Annotated in this window: 14 protein-coding genes; 9 read left to right on the top strand and 5 right to left on the bottom strand. The window is 47.3% G+C overall.

Annotated features, from left to right (window positions below):
• Positions 1-162: 162 nt before the first annotated feature.
• Positions 163-294 (bottom strand): DUF4023 family protein, encoded by a 132-nt coding sequence (locus CEF13_RS27220; protein WP_102715753.1) that lies wholly within the window; start codon positions 292-294, stop codon positions 163-165.
• Between the two features lie 231 nt (positions 295-525).
• Between CEF13_RS27220 and CEF13_RS27215 the strand changes: the two genes are divergently transcribed.
• The 4 genes from CEF13_RS27215 to CEF13_RS27200 all read left to right on the top strand — a co-directional run bounded on the left by CEF13_RS27215 (position 526) and on the right by CEF13_RS27200 (position 3,046).
• Positions 526-1,200 (top strand): hypothetical protein, encoded by a 675-nt coding sequence (locus CEF13_RS27215; protein WP_102715751.1) that lies wholly within the window; start codon positions 526-528, stop codon positions 1,198-1,200.
• A gap of 152 nt (positions 1,201-1,352) precedes the next feature.
• Positions 1,353-1,583 (top strand): cold-shock protein, encoded by a 231-nt coding sequence (locus CEF13_RS27210; protein ID WP_102715749.1) that lies wholly within the window; start codon positions 1,353-1,355, stop codon positions 1,581-1,583.
• A 197-nt stretch (positions 1,584-1,780) separates the two neighbouring features.
• A complete protein-coding gene (locus CEF13_RS27205; protein ID WP_102715747.1) occupies positions 1,781-2,623 on the top strand; it encodes a PP2C family protein-serine/threonine phosphatase in 843 nt (280 codons plus the stop codon).
• A 63-nt stretch (positions 2,624-2,686) separates the two neighbouring features.
• Positions 2,687-3,046: a hypothetical protein gene (locus CEF13_RS27200; RefSeq protein WP_102715745.1), complete on the top strand. Its 360-nt coding sequence runs from the start codon at positions 2,687-2,689 to the stop codon at positions 3,044-3,046.
• Between the two features lie 83 nt (positions 3,047-3,129).
• Here CEF13_RS27200 and CEF13_RS27195 read toward each other — a convergent pair whose 3' ends face one another.
• Positions 3,130-4,059 carry an MBL fold metallo-hydrolase gene (locus CEF13_RS27195; protein ID WP_424991992.1) on the bottom strand — a complete coding sequence of 310 codons (930 nt, stop codon included), beginning with the start codon at positions 4,057-4,059 and terminating at the stop codon, positions 3,130-3,132.
• A 335-nt stretch (positions 4,060-4,394) separates the two neighbouring features.
• Between CEF13_RS27195 and CEF13_RS27190 the strand changes: the two genes are divergently transcribed.
• Positions 4,395-5,048 (top strand): helix-turn-helix transcriptional regulator, encoded by a 654-nt coding sequence (locus CEF13_RS27190; RefSeq protein WP_102715741.1) that lies wholly within the window; start codon positions 4,395-4,397, stop codon positions 5,046-5,048.
• Between the two features lie 33 nt (positions 5,049-5,081).
• Here CEF13_RS27190 and CEF13_RS27185 read toward each other — a convergent pair whose 3' ends face one another.
• Positions 5,082-6,014: an NAD(P)/FAD-dependent oxidoreductase gene (locus CEF13_RS27185; RefSeq protein WP_208414763.1), complete on the bottom strand. Its 933-nt coding sequence runs from the start codon at positions 6,012-6,014 to the stop codon at positions 5,082-5,084.
• 249 nt (positions 6,015-6,263) lie between these two features.
• On the opposite strand from CEF13_RS27185, the gene CEF13_RS27180 reads away from it, so the two are divergent.
• Positions 6,264-8,567, top strand: a complete 2,304-nt coding sequence (locus CEF13_RS27180; RefSeq protein ID WP_102715737.1) for a helicase C-terminal domain-containing protein — start codon at positions 6,264-6,266, stop codon at positions 8,565-8,567.
• On the opposite strand, the gene CEF13_RS27175 is transcribed toward CEF13_RS27180, so the two are convergent.
• Positions 8,568-9,050 carry an HPP family protein gene (locus CEF13_RS27175; RefSeq protein WP_102715735.1) on the bottom strand — a complete coding sequence of 161 codons (483 nt, stop codon included), beginning with the start codon at positions 9,048-9,050 and terminating at the stop codon, positions 8,568-8,570.
• Positions 9,051-9,247: 197 nt separating this feature from the next.
• Here CEF13_RS27175 and CEF13_RS27170 point away from each other — a divergent pair, with 197 nt between their 5' ends.
• Complete coding sequence (locus CEF13_RS27170; protein WP_102715733.1) at positions 9,248-9,754, top strand: Crp/Fnr family transcriptional regulator; 507 nt, start codon at positions 9,248-9,250, stop codon at positions 9,752-9,754.
• 13 nt (positions 9,755-9,767) lie between these two features.
• On the opposite strand, the gene hmpA is transcribed toward CEF13_RS27170, so the two are convergent.
• Positions 9,768-11,000, bottom strand: a complete 1,233-nt coding sequence (hmpA, locus tag CEF13_RS27165) for an NO-inducible flavohemoprotein (RefSeq protein WP_102715731.1) — start codon at positions 10,998-11,000, stop codon at positions 9,768-9,770.
• A gap of 545 nt (positions 11,001-11,545) precedes the next feature.
• Between hmpA and CEF13_RS27160 the strand changes: the two genes are divergently transcribed.
• On the top strand, positions 11,546-13,291 hold the full coding sequence (locus tag CEF13_RS27160) for an ABC transporter ATP-binding protein (RefSeq protein WP_102715729.1): 1,746 nt from the start codon (positions 11,546-11,548) through the stop codon (positions 13,289-13,291).
• A gap of 22 nt (positions 13,292-13,313) precedes the next feature.
• On the top strand, positions 13,314-15,341 hold the full coding sequence (locus tag CEF13_RS27155; RefSeq protein WP_102715727.1) for an ABC transporter ATP-binding protein: 2,028 nt from the start codon (positions 13,314-13,316) through the stop codon (positions 15,339-15,341).
• The last annotated feature ends 2 nt before the right edge of the window (positions 15,342-15,343 follow it).

Raw genomic sequence — 15,343 nt, 5'->3', positions numbered from 1 at the left:
TGCTACGAGGGAACAACTTCGTCAAGCAAAGATAGAGCATATCGCAGAGTGGCCCATCCATGTCCATTGGTGTACCTTCAATTAGATTAATCGGGAGTATACAAACAGGGTACCACTCGCTGTCGCAAATAAGCTCTACAAAAGCTCATCACGCCAGCTTATTTATTTATTGGTGCTGTGCTTCTTGTTAGATAGCCTCTCAGCCGGGTTGCCATTGCCGCTTCTTCTCTTATTAAGCTCCGCTTTGTGCTGTGTAGCTTTAAACTTTTCGACAAACTCTCTTGTGCTTTCCAATGTCGTCAACCTCCTATTCGTCAGTAAAACGCGCAATCATTGCCTGGCTTTATTTTGTTCCCTAAGCCATATATTTATACAATATTGAATCGGATTTGTTTGCTAAATGACGATAGGACCACCCGCTATTGTTTACTGTTCTCAGCTGGAGCGGTGAATGATAAACTTGGACTATCAGGATTGAATTTACCAATAGTTATCTATTATACATACATGAAGGGGAGGAGTCTTATGTTTAGAGTTATTGCACGAGCGTACATAAAAGAAGGATTTGAGAAAGAAGCGATCGAAGCAGCGCAAAGCGAAGGGGCAATACAACAGCTCATGGAGCGAGGAGAAATAATGACAGTAGGCTGCTTCAAGTGGGAGCGCAATGTGTTTGTCTATTGTGAATGCATAGATCGGCAGCTTGAGCCAGAGGAGCTGCTGCCTGGAATGGCCGCCTTTCTTGATGATTGGCCGGGACAGAGAGCGGCGCGGAAGTGGGTTCCGATGATTGACGTGTTTCATTTCAATGAGCCGGCAAGCTATGATCACTGGCTTCGCAAGGATACAGTAGAGCGGCGTGTAGGCAGAGTGGCGCATCTAAAGCCGGAAATGGCAGCGAGCTATATTTATTACCATTATCAGCTTCAAGAGGAGCAGGCCTTCCATGGTCCGAAATACGAAATCATTGCAATGCATGAGAATATGCTGTTTGGTTATCAGGAGTTTCCTGCCGTCGTGGAGAAGCCAGCACTGCCTGGGAAATTAAGCACTGCTGGCACTCCAGCCGATTGGGGCGACTCAAGAATGGACCTGCATTTCCAGCCTTGGGAGGACGGACATTTGTATTTCAAGCCCGTTGAACAGCTATTTGCACATTATTGTGAATTCTCAAAAAAAAGGCTCAAAAATGGGGGTTGAGGTTTGCCTTTCTGGGACGAAATGTGGTACAATGAAATCAATGTAAGTTCGTATGACCTATTTACAATACACTGCTACTTATAAATGATAACTGCCCCTTACTCATAAGTTCGAGGCAGTTTTTCCTTTTTTAGCGCAAAGGGGGACTGACCATGTACAATCGTAAAAAACCGCTTGAAGAAATTCCGGAAGAAAACACGAAGGTATGGACATGTGAGACAGAAGGGTGTAACAGCTGGATGCGTGATAATTTTGCTTTTGATCACGTTCCGACCTGTTTAATCTGCCATGAACCAATGGTCAGCGGCGAGAAGATGCTGCCCGCGCTCAATAACTCCAATAGTGATATGAAGGGACTAAAGAAAGGCACACCTATTTTGTAGGTTAAATGCCTTAATCTGAAGTCACAGAAAAAAGCCGAGCATTGCAGGAATGGCCATCGCCGTTCTCGCAGAGCTAGGCTTTTTTTGTTTACAGGGAGCTTTGGTTTGGAGACTTCCGGTATAAATAATGGTCTGACTCAATAAAATGGTAGATGACGTAATATGCGCGAGCTAAGCGAAGACAAGGTGGGGATCGCATGATCAGAAGATGGCTAAGAAAAGGGTTGGCAATGCTGCTGAAGCTGCTTTTTATAGGCCGTCGGAGAAAATTTGCGGCGATAAACATTATAACTGGCCACGCGCAGCATATCGGTGAACGCGAGCAGCAGCAGGATACTTTCTATATCTCTACCCAGCAGGATTCGGAGATGATAAAGCAGCCTGACGTATTAGCTATCCTAGCTGATGGAATGGGCGGGATGGCAATGGGAAGAGAAGCAGGCGAGCTTGCGGTGCAAACGATGCTGAACGAATACAGGAAAAGATCGGCGGAGGAAACCGTTCCGCAAGCGCTTGAACGGGCGCTGCATAGGGCTAACCAAACGGTCTTTGAGCTGGCGCTGGATCATGATCTGGAATGGAACGTTGGAACGACCCTTATTGCCGCTGTCATTCAAGAGGAGCAGCTGTACTGGATATCCGCAGGAGACAGTCGTATTTATTTGTATAAGAACAGCGAGCTTGTTCAATTGACTCGGGATCACAACTACGGCAATCGACTGGACGAATATGTTGCGTCGGGGACGCTTGCGAGAGAGGAGGCGGAGATGCATCAAGATCGCCACTTATTGACAAGCTATCTCGGCATTCCTGAAATAACTGAAATCAGTGCTAACCAAGCGCCGATCCATCTATCTGCAGGCGACTGGATATTATTGTGCAGTGATGGTATTTATGAGGAATTATCCGAGCTGCTGCTGGAGGAGGCCGCAACCCGTGGGCCAGCAGAGGCCGCCGAGTTTATTTTGCAGCATGTCCTTGCTCAGCAGAATCCGTATCAAGATAATGCGACCATTGTGATATTAGCTTGTTGCGAATGATTTGGTTCGAAAAGCATTTAAAGTGGGTAGTATAAAGTAGAAACGACTAAGGAGGTAATCATAATGGCAGACGAGCCTATTCGAGATAGACACCAGTCTCACAGCTTTGTAACGGAGAAAGATATTGATCCTGAGTTTGGTTTATTTACGGAAGAGACGCAGCAAGGCGCTGTGCCTGAAGCATCAGAGACGCTGCTCAAGCAGTATCCGCATGATTATGCTGCAGCAAGAGCTGATGATGAGTTAGACAATGAGGTGGATAAAGCAGAGGAAATTTCAGAGGAGCTTGCTGCCGTTCCGGATGCAGATGCGATTGCAGTGGACAGTCCTGTCGATCCTGCATCCATCGTCGAGGAGTTTCACGGCACTGATTTGTTAAACGGTGTGGGCAAGTATCCCGAGGAAGAAACAGAAGAGCTCTGATGTGAAAGCATAGATAAGGAAAGGGCGCTGCGGCGCCCTTTTTGTATGTACTAAAGCTTCTGACGTAAAGAGCGGAAGTACGTTCAACGCCACCATTCAAAGGATGGGTATGCAGCTGCTTGTATGAATACAGTCTCGCCTATTTTTGGAGTGGCAATGATTGCTTTCTGTTCTTTGGCTGCCTTCAAGGCGCGTTCTACGGGGTCCGTCCAATTATGCAGCGCCAGTGTGAAAGCGCCCCAATGTATTGGAATCATGACCTTTCCCTTAACATCTAGATGGGCTTGTACGGTTTCCTCAGGCATCATATGAATAGCAGCCCAGCGCTCATCGTATTGCCCGCATTCCATTAAAGTGAGATCGAACGGCCCGTATTTTTTGCCGATTTCTTTAAAGTGAGGGCCATAACCGCTATCACCGCTAAAAAATATTTTTGTATTTCTTCCCTGTATAACCCATGAACACCACAGCGTGGCATCACGATCCGTAAGGCTTCTTCCGGAGAAGTGCCGGGCTGGCGTACAGGCCAGCTGAAGACCCTGAAAGGAAAACTCCTCCCACCAATCATGCTCTTCTATTTTTGCAGGATTTACCCCCCATTTTACCAGATGCGGCGCTACACCAAGCGGAACGAAAAACTGCTTCACCTTATCCTTCAGCTTCACAATCGAGCCATAATCTAGATGATCGTAATGATCATGGGAAATAAGCACGGCATCAATTACTGGCAGCTGCTCGATGTCGAAAGGAAGCTTGTCGCTAAACCGTTTTCCCCCGATCATTGGAAAGGGCGAGGGAGCTCTGCCGAACATGGGATCGAGCAGCACGGTTTTCCCATCTAATTGAAGCAGTGCAGCGGAATGGCCAAACCAGGTGAGCTTAGGTTGATGCTCTTGTCCGACATACACCTCGCCCAGTGGCTCAATGGCGACAGGCTTTGGGGGCCTCCCATGCGGATTGCCTTTCATGAACTGGAGAAGCAGTTTAAGCTTCTCTCCAAATGTTGTCTCCATATTTGTTGGTATTGCGTTTATAAACTTCTTGTTGTCATGCTGCTTCGAGCGGCTTAGCTGCCGCCGCCCCTCCCTCGACTGGCCTGCACCGAGCGGGGGATAATATTGCAGCACCAAGTACACGATGATTACGAGCAGAGCGATGATGCTAATAAATAGAAGCATTTCTGTTAACCTCTTTCCTAATTCTTACATAAGCACTTATGTAATTGAAGTTTGTATTCCCAAAAAATAGTGTTATTAAATATATTATATGTAATAGTATATAAAGGGTCAAATGTAGTATGATAGAGGGGCTCAGGCGTAAATTGAAACACAGCGGATGGTGATTATTAATGACAAGGATAGATCGGGGACAGCTTTCGACGAGAACATACATCCTGCAGCTTCTCAAGACGAAAGGTGATTTATCGACAAAGGAGCTCACGGAGGAATTAGGCATAACGATCATGGCCGTTAGACGCCATATTCAATCATTAGAGAGGGATAACCTCATTACATCCAAAACAATAAGGCAATCCATGGGCAGGCCAACAGCTGTTTATAGTTTAACTAAACAATCCGACAGTTTCTTCCCACGGAAATATCATACATTAACAAATGATTTACTAGATGAGCTTGTTGAAAATTTCGGGGATTCGGCCGTTGAGCAGCTCTTTGAAGGCCGCAAGGATAAGATGGTTAAAACATACGCGATGAGCATGGAAGGCAAAGATTTAGCAGATCGTGTCTCTACGCTTGCAGGCATTCAGAACGAGAATGGCTATATGGTCGAATGGGAAATGACCGATGACGATCAGTTCTGGTTAAAGGAGCATAATTGTCCCATCGAACAAGTAGCATCGAATTATCAGCATGCCTGCCAGTGTGAATTGAAGCTGTTTCAATCGCTGCTCGGTGATGCGGATGTGGAGCGAACCGAGTGTCTAGTCAAAGGCGGCCAACGATGCACCTACTCTATTAGAAAAAGAAAAGCAAAAAAACAGTGAGACGTCAAAGGACATCTCACTGTTTTTGTTTATTTAGAACTTCATATTACTGCTGTGACCGGGGGAAAGCTTGGCGGCAGGGTCGATATATACCTTGGCGTTATTAATTGCAGTGGGAGCTTCTCCGAATCCAACCGTAATCAGCTTCAGTTTTCCTGGATAGGTCGTAATATCGCCAGCTGCAAAAATACCGGGAATATTCGTCTCCATTCGGGTATCGACAACAATGGAGCCATTCTGAATGTCTAATCCCCATTCTGAGATAGGTCCAAGCGAAGAAATGAAGCCGAAATTTACGATGAGAGCATCGCAATCAATATCACGTGTCTCCCCAGATTTAAAAGTAAGAGTGATTTTTTCTATTTGCTCGCCGCCATGCAATGCTGTAATTTCAGCGGGAGTGACAACATTAACTTTTGATTTCATAAGATTGTCTACGCTATGCTCATGAGCGCGGAACTTGTCCCGCCTGTGAATCAGCGTCACCTCTTCGGCTATTGGCTCAAGCATAAGCGCCCAATCAATAGCCGAATCGCCGCCGCCATTTATGACTACTCTTTTACCTGCATAGCTGTCTAATTCGTTTACAAAGTAGTCTAGATTCGTTTTCTCGAAACGACTCGCTTCCTCCAGCTCTAGTCGACGGGGCTCAAACGCGCCCACTCCGCCCGTAATAATGACAGATTTGCTGTAATGAACAGCTTTATCGGTAATAATCTCGAAATGATGCTCATCCTTCTTGATGACCTGCAGCACCTTTTCTTCGAGTTGTACTTGTACCGGAAAATGGTTCATTTGGTCTTTTAAATTATTAACAAGCTGTAATGCTGTAATTTTAGGAAATCCGGCAACATCGTATATATATTTTTCTGGGTATAGAGCTACTAGCTGTCCGCCGAGCTGCGGCATGCTATCAATGATTTTGACACTTGCTTGGCGCATTCCTGCATAGAATGCGGCGAACATGCCGGCTGGGCCCCCGCCGATAATCGTTATATCTATAAATGAATCTGATTGTGCAGATGTCACAAGAAGTTCTCCCCTTCAACTTTATTATATATATTATAGTATAATATATAATAAGGTTAACGTATGTTCAAGGGAGTGTCAAACGAGTATGTTCGCATGCTTTACAATAAGTCATTCCTCTGCCGCTTGTGGTACAATAAAAGAACAAATGTTCTTTATGGGAGCGGTTGATAGGACGATATGCTAATGGATGATACGGTCACGATATCGGTGAGAAACTTAGTCGAATATGTATTTCGCAGCGGGAGCATCGATGTGCGGCTAAACGCGATCGATACGATGCATGAGGGCACCAAGGCGCATCAGAGAGTACAGCGAACTTATGGCGAGCAGGATCTCAAGGAGGTCTACGTAAAAGCAGACATCACAGTGGATGATCTGCTTTTTGTCGTGGATGGACGCTGTGACGGGCTGCTGATGACAGAACCGCTCATTACTGTGGACGAAATTAAATCGACAAGCGGCGATCTATCAAGGATAACCGAGGACGGTGCCCCTGTGCATTGGGCGCAGGCGCTGTTCTATGCCTATATGTACGCGAAGGAGCATGATCAGGCGGCAATGCGTGTTCAGCTGACTTATGTGCAGACGGAAACAGAGGAGGAGCTGCGGTTTGTGCGGGAGGTCAGCTTCCCGCAGCTGGAGCAATACGTTTATGATACGGTCGCACGCTACGCACCCTATGCGCAGCAGCGCCGCAAGCACGAGCAGGCGAGAAATGAGAGCATTCGGGAGCTTGCCTTTCCTTTTGATGGGTATCGCGCTGGACAACGCAAGCTGGCTGGGGCGGTATACAAATCGATTGAGGAAGGCGTGCGTTTATTTGCCAAGGCGCCAACCGGCATCGGCAAAACCATATCGACTACTTTCCCGACGATCAAAGCGATGGGAGCGGGCATGCTGCAGCGGTTTTATTATTTGACAGCGAGAACGACGACGCGGGCGGCTGCCGAGGATGCGCTTCTATTGATGCGCGGTAAGGGGCTTCAGCTTCACGCTGTTACGATAACGGCAAAGGATAAGATTTGTTTTCAAACGGAAGTGCGCTGCGAGAAAGATCATTGTCCTTATGCGGACGGCTATTATGATCGGATAAATGGAGCAGTGCTTGATATATTAGACAACGAGACGGTCATGACCAGATCGGTTATTGAAGCATATGCACGGAAGCATATGGTATGTCCATTTGAGTACTCGCTAGATTTGGCGTATGCGGCTGATGCGGTCGTTTGCGATTACAATTATATTTTTGATCCGCGTATCTCGCTTAAGCGTCAATATGCGGAGATGAAGAAGCGGACAGCGCTGCTTGTGGACGAGGCGCATAATTTAGTTGACCGGGCGCGTGAAATGTTCTCAGCTGAGCTCTCTAAATCTCCATTTCTAGCGCTTCAGCGTGAACTGAAAGGTGTGCATGGCGAAGGCTATCGCACGGCGAAGGAAGTTAATGATTATTTCATTGCACTGCGCAAAAGAAGCGACGGTGCGCCTCAATTAATCGAGCGGCAGCTGCCTGAGGAGCTCGTTGCGCTGGTGGATGCATTCGCATCTGCTGCCGGACAGGCGCTTGCGGCCGGTATTAGCGGAAGCGGCGGCGGGCTGCTTCTTGATACGTATTTTGCAGCGCAAAATTTTGTCCGAACAGCAAAGCTGTACGATGATCGGTATGTCGTCTACACCGAGCTGTCGAAGAATGATGTTCGGCTGAAGCTGTTTTGCCTTGACCCCTCGCAATTGCTGCAGGGGATGGGCAAAGGGTATCGATCCCATATTTATTTCTCCGCCACCCTCTCACCTGTATCGTATTATATGGACATGCTTGGAGCGGGGGAGGATGACTACACACTCGCGATTCCGTCACCCTTCTCAAAGGAGCAGCTTGATGTTGTCATTAAACCGCTATCGACCCGTTATCATGATCGAGATGAATCAAAGTTGCCGATTGCAAAGCTGATTATGGAGCTGATGGACGAGCGGCCGGGTAATTATTTCGTGTTTTTCCCTTCATACGCCTATATGAACGCGGTATATGAGACCTATATGGAGCTTAAGGAGTGGTCTATCCCCGCTGGCTCGGAATCCGATTCAGAGGTGCTGCTTCAGAGAACGGATATGTCTGAGGAGGAGAGGGATCGCTTCTTAGAGAGCTTTCAAGCAGGGAACGAGCGCTCATTAATTGGTTTTGCAGTTATGGGCGGCGTATTCTCAGAGGGTGTTGATTTGGCGGGAGATCGATTAATCGGTGTGATCGTTGTTGGTGTTGGTTTGCCGCAGATTGGTGTGGAGCGGAATATGCTGAGAGACTATTTCAACGAGGACGGCAAGAACGGCTATGACTATGCTTACGTCTTCCCTGGTATGAATAAGGTGCTGCAGGCTGGCGGGCGCTTGATTCGCTCGGAAACCGATCGTGGAACGCTTGTGCTCATAGACGATCGGTATTTGCAAAATCAGTATCAACGGCTGCTGCCGGAGGAGTGGAAGAAGTAATTATAGAGCGGAATCAGATTTCGCTTCTGTCGTTCTTCTTAGGAAAAAAGCTAATGCAGCGCATCTCTTCTCCAAATATGCGGCTGCGGATAAGGTAAGCAGTAACCCAAGCAGTGAACCGGCAACAGATACTGGAGCGACCCATATTAGCGATGTATGCGTGAAAAAAGGAATAAGTGCAACGGACAATATCGGTGGAGCATTCCACTTGAATTTATTTATGAAGAAAATGACGATTACCAACGTTAGAAGCAAGGAAAGTACGCCAGAGCTCCAATAAACGAATAATGAGCCAATAAAAGACGATAGAATAGCACCGATAGCAATTTTTCGAAGTTGTGCTTTCTCGAATGGACGCGAGATGAATAATAGACTGAAAGCGCCTAATGTAGGGAAAAATAAGGTGCTCATATGTGGGATATGTAAGGAAATCCAGTAAATGAAGATGATATAAATGCAGATTGCATAGGTCTTGATGCGCATGTAGTTAATTTGCCTTCTTTCTGTATGGAATGCATCTGATTTTTTGCTCAGCAGGTAACATTGTAACTCTCACATTCTAGCACCGTCAAATCGTTTTAATTACCATTTCTTAATCCGAGATAGGCTTATGTTTTTTGGGGAAAAGAAAAAGCCCAGCCGGATTTCCGGCTGAGCTGGAAGAAAGGAGGAGGCATTGCATGCTGCTGCATAAAGGACAAACCTTATTTAATCAAGGGGAAATCGGCTCACTCTTTCACTTGAGAAGCGGTTTGCTTAAGATTGTGAGAGTTCATGAAGACGGACATCCGTTTCTTGTTAACATCATCGTACCAGATGAAGTCATACCGCATCATTCGCTGATCAGTCCGATGTCGAATCATGGTTCAGCTATTGCGCTTGTCACTTGTGAAGTGGACAGCGTATCGCCTGAGCAATGGTATGAAGCGCTGGGAAGAAGCCCGGAGAAGAGCCGTGAAGTTGCTTTGCTCCTCCAAGGCAAGCTGAGAATGATGCAGCAGCGCATCGATCAGTTAACGGAAGTCGAGCCTGCGAATAAGCTGATTAAGCTGCAGCAATGGTTCGCTGCATATATAGGTCCAGCCCCGCTAACGGATGTGCTGACTCAGGATGAGATCGGACAACTCATCGGCCTCCGTCGTGAAACAGTCAACCGCTTGCTGCGTGCCCAGTCGAAGTCCCTGTAATGAAGGAGAGAAGCTAGCCTATAGCGGCAGGCTCTAGACTTGCTGCAGGACCGAAAAACTCAAAGTGAATATCCGAATTCGGTATGCCCCATTGCTGAAGGATGCCATTGATCGCAGACATGATTGGCGTTGGACCGCAGAAGTAATAAGCGGCGCTAGTGTCTGTGATGACGGATTGCAGCCAAGGGGAATCGATATAACCTTCCTTATGGAAAAGCTGCTGCTCAAGGTCTCTTTCTGTTGGCTCCTTATAGCAGTAGTAGACAGAAAGCTGTGGATGCTTCGCAGCAAGAGCATTCACTTGTTCTCTAAAAGCATGGACGTCGCCGTTCTGGGCTGCATGTATGAAAGTAATTGTACGATTCGGTTCCTCGTTAATGAGCGTATTCAACATGCTGATCATTGGCGTCAAGCCAACTCCGCCGCTAATCAGTACGACAGGACGTTCATCAGGCGTATGCAAGATGAAATCACCTGCTGGAGCCGATAGCGATAGGATGGCTCCTTCTTGTACATCATGGTGCAAATAGTTGGATACATGGCCTGCTTCACGATGCTGATCCCCATCCTCGCGCTTAACCGTGATACGGTAATAGGGCTTTCTGGGAGCATCGGATAAGCTATATTGGCGAATTTGTGTGTGCTCTGCGCCTTCCTGATTCACCTTAATACTTACGTATTGTCCGGGCTCAAAGCTCGCGAATGGCTTGCCATCCGCCGGAACCAAATAGAAAGAAGTGATGACATCGCTCTCCTTTTCCTTTCGCTCCACTCGAAAATCACGAAAGCCTTCCCAACCGCCAGTCTTTGTATGTGTCTCCTCATACATTTCTTGCTCGATGCCAATAAACGCATCCGCTATGATACCGTACGCTTCCGCCCAAGCATTTAATATTTCATCAGTAGCCGCGTCCCCCAGTACATCCTTAATCGCCATCAGCAAATACTTGCCTACGACAGGATAATGCTCAGGCTTCACGCCTAGACTACGATGTTTATGTCCAATTTGCTTCACGACAGGAATGATTGCCGCTAAATTATCAATATGCTGTGCCGCCGCATAAACGGTATTAGCTAGTGCTGTCTGTTGTCTGCCTTGTTTTTGATTAGCTTGATTGAAAAGGTTCAAGAGCTCTGGATGATTGGTGAACAGCAGCTCATAGAAGCGCTTCGTAATGGTCACCCCGTGAACCTCTAATACAGGAACCGTTGACTTAATAATTTGAATGGATTTTGCGCTTAACATAACTAACCCCTCCAGTATGACTGTTTTTTTTGCGTATTGAATAAGCCAAGTATAGTCTTAAGACGCGGCTGGCATTGTGATCGAGATCACACTAATCCGCAACGATTTGTGACAGCACGCTAGCTTTCGAAGCGAGTTTTATGCTTCCAGGAGAGAACATTTATAAACAAAAAATACCTTGACAGTATTTTTATGAGATGGTAAATTGACTAATATATTTTACGAGAGGAGGATTACGTTCCATGAGCAATCACAATCATTTTAATCTAATTGCAGCATTGAATCATCGTTTGAACATGAATAACGTAATCCATCCGCGCGTCGTTTAATCTTTGATTAAGGGTGTTCCCGTCATCAAAGGCGCATGGTTACGCAACCGTAACTATGCGCCTTTTCTATGCTCGCGAGAATCGTCGGCTGTTTATGCCGCGTCCCGCGATAGGAAGAAGCGTGTTGCTGCGGCGACGCGCTTTTTTTGTTTTTATTGGGAGTAAACGGAAGCATAACGAGGCTTGGATGGATAGTGGAAGGTGTGATAGAGAAGCATGTTTAGCGTACTTACAAAATTAAGCTGGTTTTTCAAATCGAATTGGAAACGGTATACCGTCGCCATTTCACTCCTTATTTTTACCGGATTTATTGATGTTATTCCGCCTTGGCTGATTGGTTATACCATTGATGGCATTCATCAGGACCTGCTGGGGCAGGCAGAGTTTGACCGCATATTTTACAGCTGGATCGCGATTACGGTAGTCGGTTATATCATAACGTATATATGGCATTATCAGCTGTTTGGCGGGGCATTCGTATTAGAGAAGCTGCTAAGGTCGCGTCTGATGGGGCACTTTCTTAAGATGACCCCGACCTTCTATGAACGCAATCGGACGGGTGACCTAATGGCGCGCTCAACGAATGATCTTGGAGCAGTTGCGACTACAGCGGGCTTCGGCATATTGACGCTGGTTGACTCCACCCTGTTCATGATTACGATACTTATCGTGATGTCCACACTTATTAGTCTGAAGCTCACGCTTGCCTCATTGCTGCCTCTGCCGCTGATGGCGCTGGCGATGAAGCATTACGGCAAAAAAAATCATGAACGATTTATGGATGCGCAGAACGCTTTCGGTGATTTGAATGACGGCGTGCTGGAATCCGTGTCCGGTGTAAGGGTTATCCGGGCGTTCGTACAGGAGGAAGCAAGCGAGGCGCGCTTTGCCGAGAAGACGAAAGATGTGCTTAACAAAAATATCGCCGTCGCTCGAATTGAAGCATTGTTTGAGCCTACGATGAAAATTCTCGTCGGAACAAGCTATTTGATCGGCCTTTGCTACGGCGGCTACTTAGTTTTCCACAATGAAATTACACTTGGAGAATTGGTCTCATTTAACGTATTTCTCGGGATGCTGATCTGGCCTATGTTCGCCATTGGCGAACTTATTAACATTATGCAGCGCGGCAATGCGTCGCTCGACCGGGTCAGTGAGACGCTTGGCTATAAGCCCGATGTTGCAGATTCAAGCGTCCCTGTTCGGGTAGAGGAGCCATCCTCGCTGCAGTTCCAGGATGTAACGTTCCGTTATCCGTCCTCAACCACCGATAATTTGGGCAATATCTCCTTTATGCTGCGCCAAGGACAAACGCTCGGTATCGTCGGTCGGACTGGCAGCGGCAAGACAACATTGCTGAAGCAGCTGCTAAGAGAGTATCCGCTTGGCCGCGGAGATATAAGCATATCCGGCACGCCTCTCAGCAGCTTGAAGAAAGATGATCTGCTTGGCTGGATCGGCTATGTACCGCAGCAGCCTATCCTATTCTCAAAGTCGATTCGCGACAATATTTTTTTCGGCCTTAAGGAAGGCACGGACGAGGATTTGCAGAGAGCACTGGAACGAGCTTCGTTCGCAAAGGATATTAAATTTCTGCCTGACGGTCTAGAGACAATGGTTGGTGAGAAAGGCGTTGCGCTGTCCGGCGGACAGAAGCAGCGTGTAAGTATCGCGCGGGCGCTCATTGCCGATCCGGAGATCTTGTTGATGGATGATGCTCTCTCGGCGGTTGACGGGAAGACTGAAGCCGAAATTATTGAAGGCATTCGTACAGAACGAGCGGGCAAAACGACGCTGATTACGACACATCGCTTGTCGGCGGTGCAGCATGCCGATTGGATTATCGTTCTGGATGAAGGTCGAATCGTGCAGGAAGGCACGCATGAGCAGCTGCTTGAGCTTGGGGGCTGGTATCGGGAGCAGTATGATCGCCAGCAGCTTGAGGCTATTATTGAAACGTAATAAATGGGAGGCGTGAAGGACAATGGGTCATACAGGAAAACGATTGTTTCAATACGCCATGCTTTATAAAAAACCGATCCTGCTGGCGCTGCTGCTGCTATTGCTTGCCGTATCCGCAGAGCTGGCAGGACCGTTTATTGCAAAACGGATGATTGACCAGAACATTCTCGGCATCGAGAAGAAATGGCATGAGGTCGATGCAGAACAAGACTATGCGGTTCTTTATAAAGATAAATGGTATAAGCGCGAGGATCACTTCGCATCTGCTGCTTCGGAGCAGAGAGGCAAAGAGGTTCGCGTGCTGCAGGTTGGCCGTCAATTTTATTGGCTGGACGAGGCGCTTCGCTTCGAGGTCGGAAAACGTGAAATAGCTGGAGATACACTTACAGTTACGAATAAGGATACGGGAGAAACAGCAGTATATCCCGTAACGAAGCTTTCGAACAATGAGCTTTACTCCTTCTATAAGCCGGAGTTTCCGGCCATTATTAAGCTAGCTGTTATGTATTTTGGTTTGCTGCTTCTAGTGGCTGCCTTCTCATACGGTCAGCGTCTTATGCTGCAAACGTCAGCCAATCGCATCGTGCGCAAGATGCGAACAGATATTTTTGCGCATACACAACGCTTGCCGGTCAATTATTACGATAATTTGTCGGCAGGGCAGGTCGTCTCGCGTGTTACGAATGATACGGAAGCGATTCGCGAGCTTTACGTTGCGGTGCTGGCTAACTTTTTTACAGGCATTATTTATATGGGTGCGATCTACGGCGCGTTGTTCTTATTGGATGCTCGCTTAGCACTTCTTGCGCTGCCGCTCATCCCGATTTTAATCATTTGGATTACGGTGTACCGCAGGTTTGCCGCTCGCTATAACCGAATAATTCGGGCTAAGCTCAGCGAGATCAACGGCATGATCAATGAATCGATTCAAGGAATGACCATTATTCAAGCTTTCCGCCGCCAGAAAGAGACGACGAAGGAGTTCGAAGAGCTGAATGAGCATTATTATAAGTATCAAAACAAGCTGCTCAGCCTCAATTCCATCACGTCGCATAATTTGGTTAACGTTGTGCGTAATATTTTGTTCCTTGTCGTTATTTGGATGTTCTGGGGCGATTCGCTTAGCTCTGCAATTGAGGTGGGAGTGCTCTATGCGTTTGTGGATCTAATGAACCGGATGTTTGCTCCAATTGTAGGCATTGTCAACCAGCTTTCAAATTTGGAGACAGCTCGAGTGTCCGCTGAACGTGTGTTTAAGCTGATGGATGAGGAAGGAATTGACGTTGTCACAGGAAGGATGGAACGCTACAAAGGCGATGTGGAATTCGATGATGTTTCGTTCGCTTACAAGAAAGACGAGTATGTGCTGAAGCATATTTCCTTCCACGCTCGTCAAGGCGAGACTTTTGCGCTAGTTGGTCATACCGGCTCAGGCAAGAGCTCGATCTTAAATTTGCTGTTCCGCTTCTATGATTCGAATGAAGGCCAAATTAAAGTGGATGGAACTGATGTGCGCGACATGCCGAAGCAGCTGCTCAGGCAGCATATGGGCATCGTGCTGCAGGATCCGTTTCTGTTCACCGGTACGATTGCGTCAAATATTAGTCTGGATAATCCGGCGATCAGCCGGGAGAAAATTGAGCAGTCGCTTCGTGATGTCGGAGCCTATGAGATGTTCAGCCAACTGCCAGGAGGCATAGATGCGCCCGTTATCGAGAAAGGAAGCACCTTGTCGGCTGGTCAGCGACAGTTGATTTCCTTCGCTAGGGCGCTGGCCTATGATCCTGCCATCCTTATTCTTGATGAGGCAACAGCCAGCATCGATACGGAGACGGAAGCGATCATTCAAGAGGCGCTGGATGTGCTGAAGAAAGGCCGCACGACGTTTGTCATTGCGCATCGTCTATCGACCATCCGCAATGCAGATCAAATTCTCGTGCTGGATCGTGGTGTTATCGTAGAGCGCGGCAGCCACGAAGAGCTGATGGAGCATGGCGGCAAGTATTTTGCTATGTACCAGCTGCAGCTTGGCTCAGCTTTGCCCGCATAGCG

The organism is Paenibacillus castaneae (assembly GCF_002884445.1).
Lineage (GTDB): Bacteria > Bacillota > Bacilli > Paenibacillales > Paenibacillaceae > Pristimantibacillus > Pristimantibacillus castaneae.
Note: the sequence above shows the minus strand (reverse complement) of the source record. Positions and strands in the feature narration are given on the sequence as shown.

What these genes read in the sequence shown, in the direction of transcription:
- CEF13_RS27215 (WP_102715751.1), top strand. Translation starts at nt 526, where the DNA reads ATGTTTAGAGTTATTGCACGAGCGTACATAAAAGAAGGATTTGAGAAA.
- CEF13_RS27210 (WP_102715749.1), top strand. Translation starts at nt 1,353, where the DNA reads ATGTACAATCGTAAAAAACCGCTTGAAGAAATTCCGGAAGAAAACACG.
- CEF13_RS27205 (WP_102715747.1), top strand. Translation starts at nt 1,781, where the DNA reads ATGATCAGAAGATGGCTAAGAAAAGGGTTGGCAATGCTGCTGAAGCTG.
- CEF13_RS27200 (WP_102715745.1), top strand. Translation starts at nt 2,687, where the DNA reads ATGGCAGACGAGCCTATTCGAGATAGACACCAGTCTCACAGCTTTGTA.
- CEF13_RS27195 (WP_424991992.1), bottom strand. Translation starts at nt 4,059, where the DNA reads ATGGAGACAACATTTGGAGAGAAGCTTAAACTGCTTCTCCAGTTCATG.
- CEF13_RS27190 (WP_102715741.1), top strand. Translation starts at nt 4,395, where the DNA reads ATGACAAGGATAGATCGGGGACAGCTTTCGACGAGAACATACATCCTG.
- CEF13_RS27185 (WP_208414763.1), bottom strand. Translation starts at nt 6,014, where the DNA reads ATGTTCGCCGCATTCTATGCAGGAATGCGCCAAGCAAGTGTCAAAATC.
- CEF13_RS27180 (WP_102715737.1), top strand. Translation starts at nt 6,264, where the DNA reads ATGGATGATACGGTCACGATATCGGTGAGAAACTTAGTCGAATATGTA.
- CEF13_RS27175 (WP_102715735.1), bottom strand. Translation starts at nt 9,050, where the DNA reads ATGCGCATCAAGACCTATGCAATCTGCATTTATATCATCTTCATTTAC.
- CEF13_RS27170 (WP_102715733.1), top strand. Translation starts at nt 9,248, where the DNA reads ATGCTGCTGCATAAAGGACAAACCTTATTTAATCAAGGGGAAATCGGC.
- hmpA (WP_102715731.1), bottom strand. Translation starts at nt 11,000, where the DNA reads ATGTTAAGCGCAAAATCCATTCAAATTATTAAGTCAACGGTTCCTGTA.
- CEF13_RS27160 (WP_102715729.1), top strand. Translation starts at nt 11,546, where the DNA reads ATGTTTAGCGTACTTACAAAATTAAGCTGGTTTTTCAAATCGAATTGG.
- CEF13_RS27155 (WP_102715727.1), top strand. Translation starts at nt 13,314, where the DNA reads ATGGGTCATACAGGAAAACGATTGTTTCAATACGCCATGCTTTATAAA.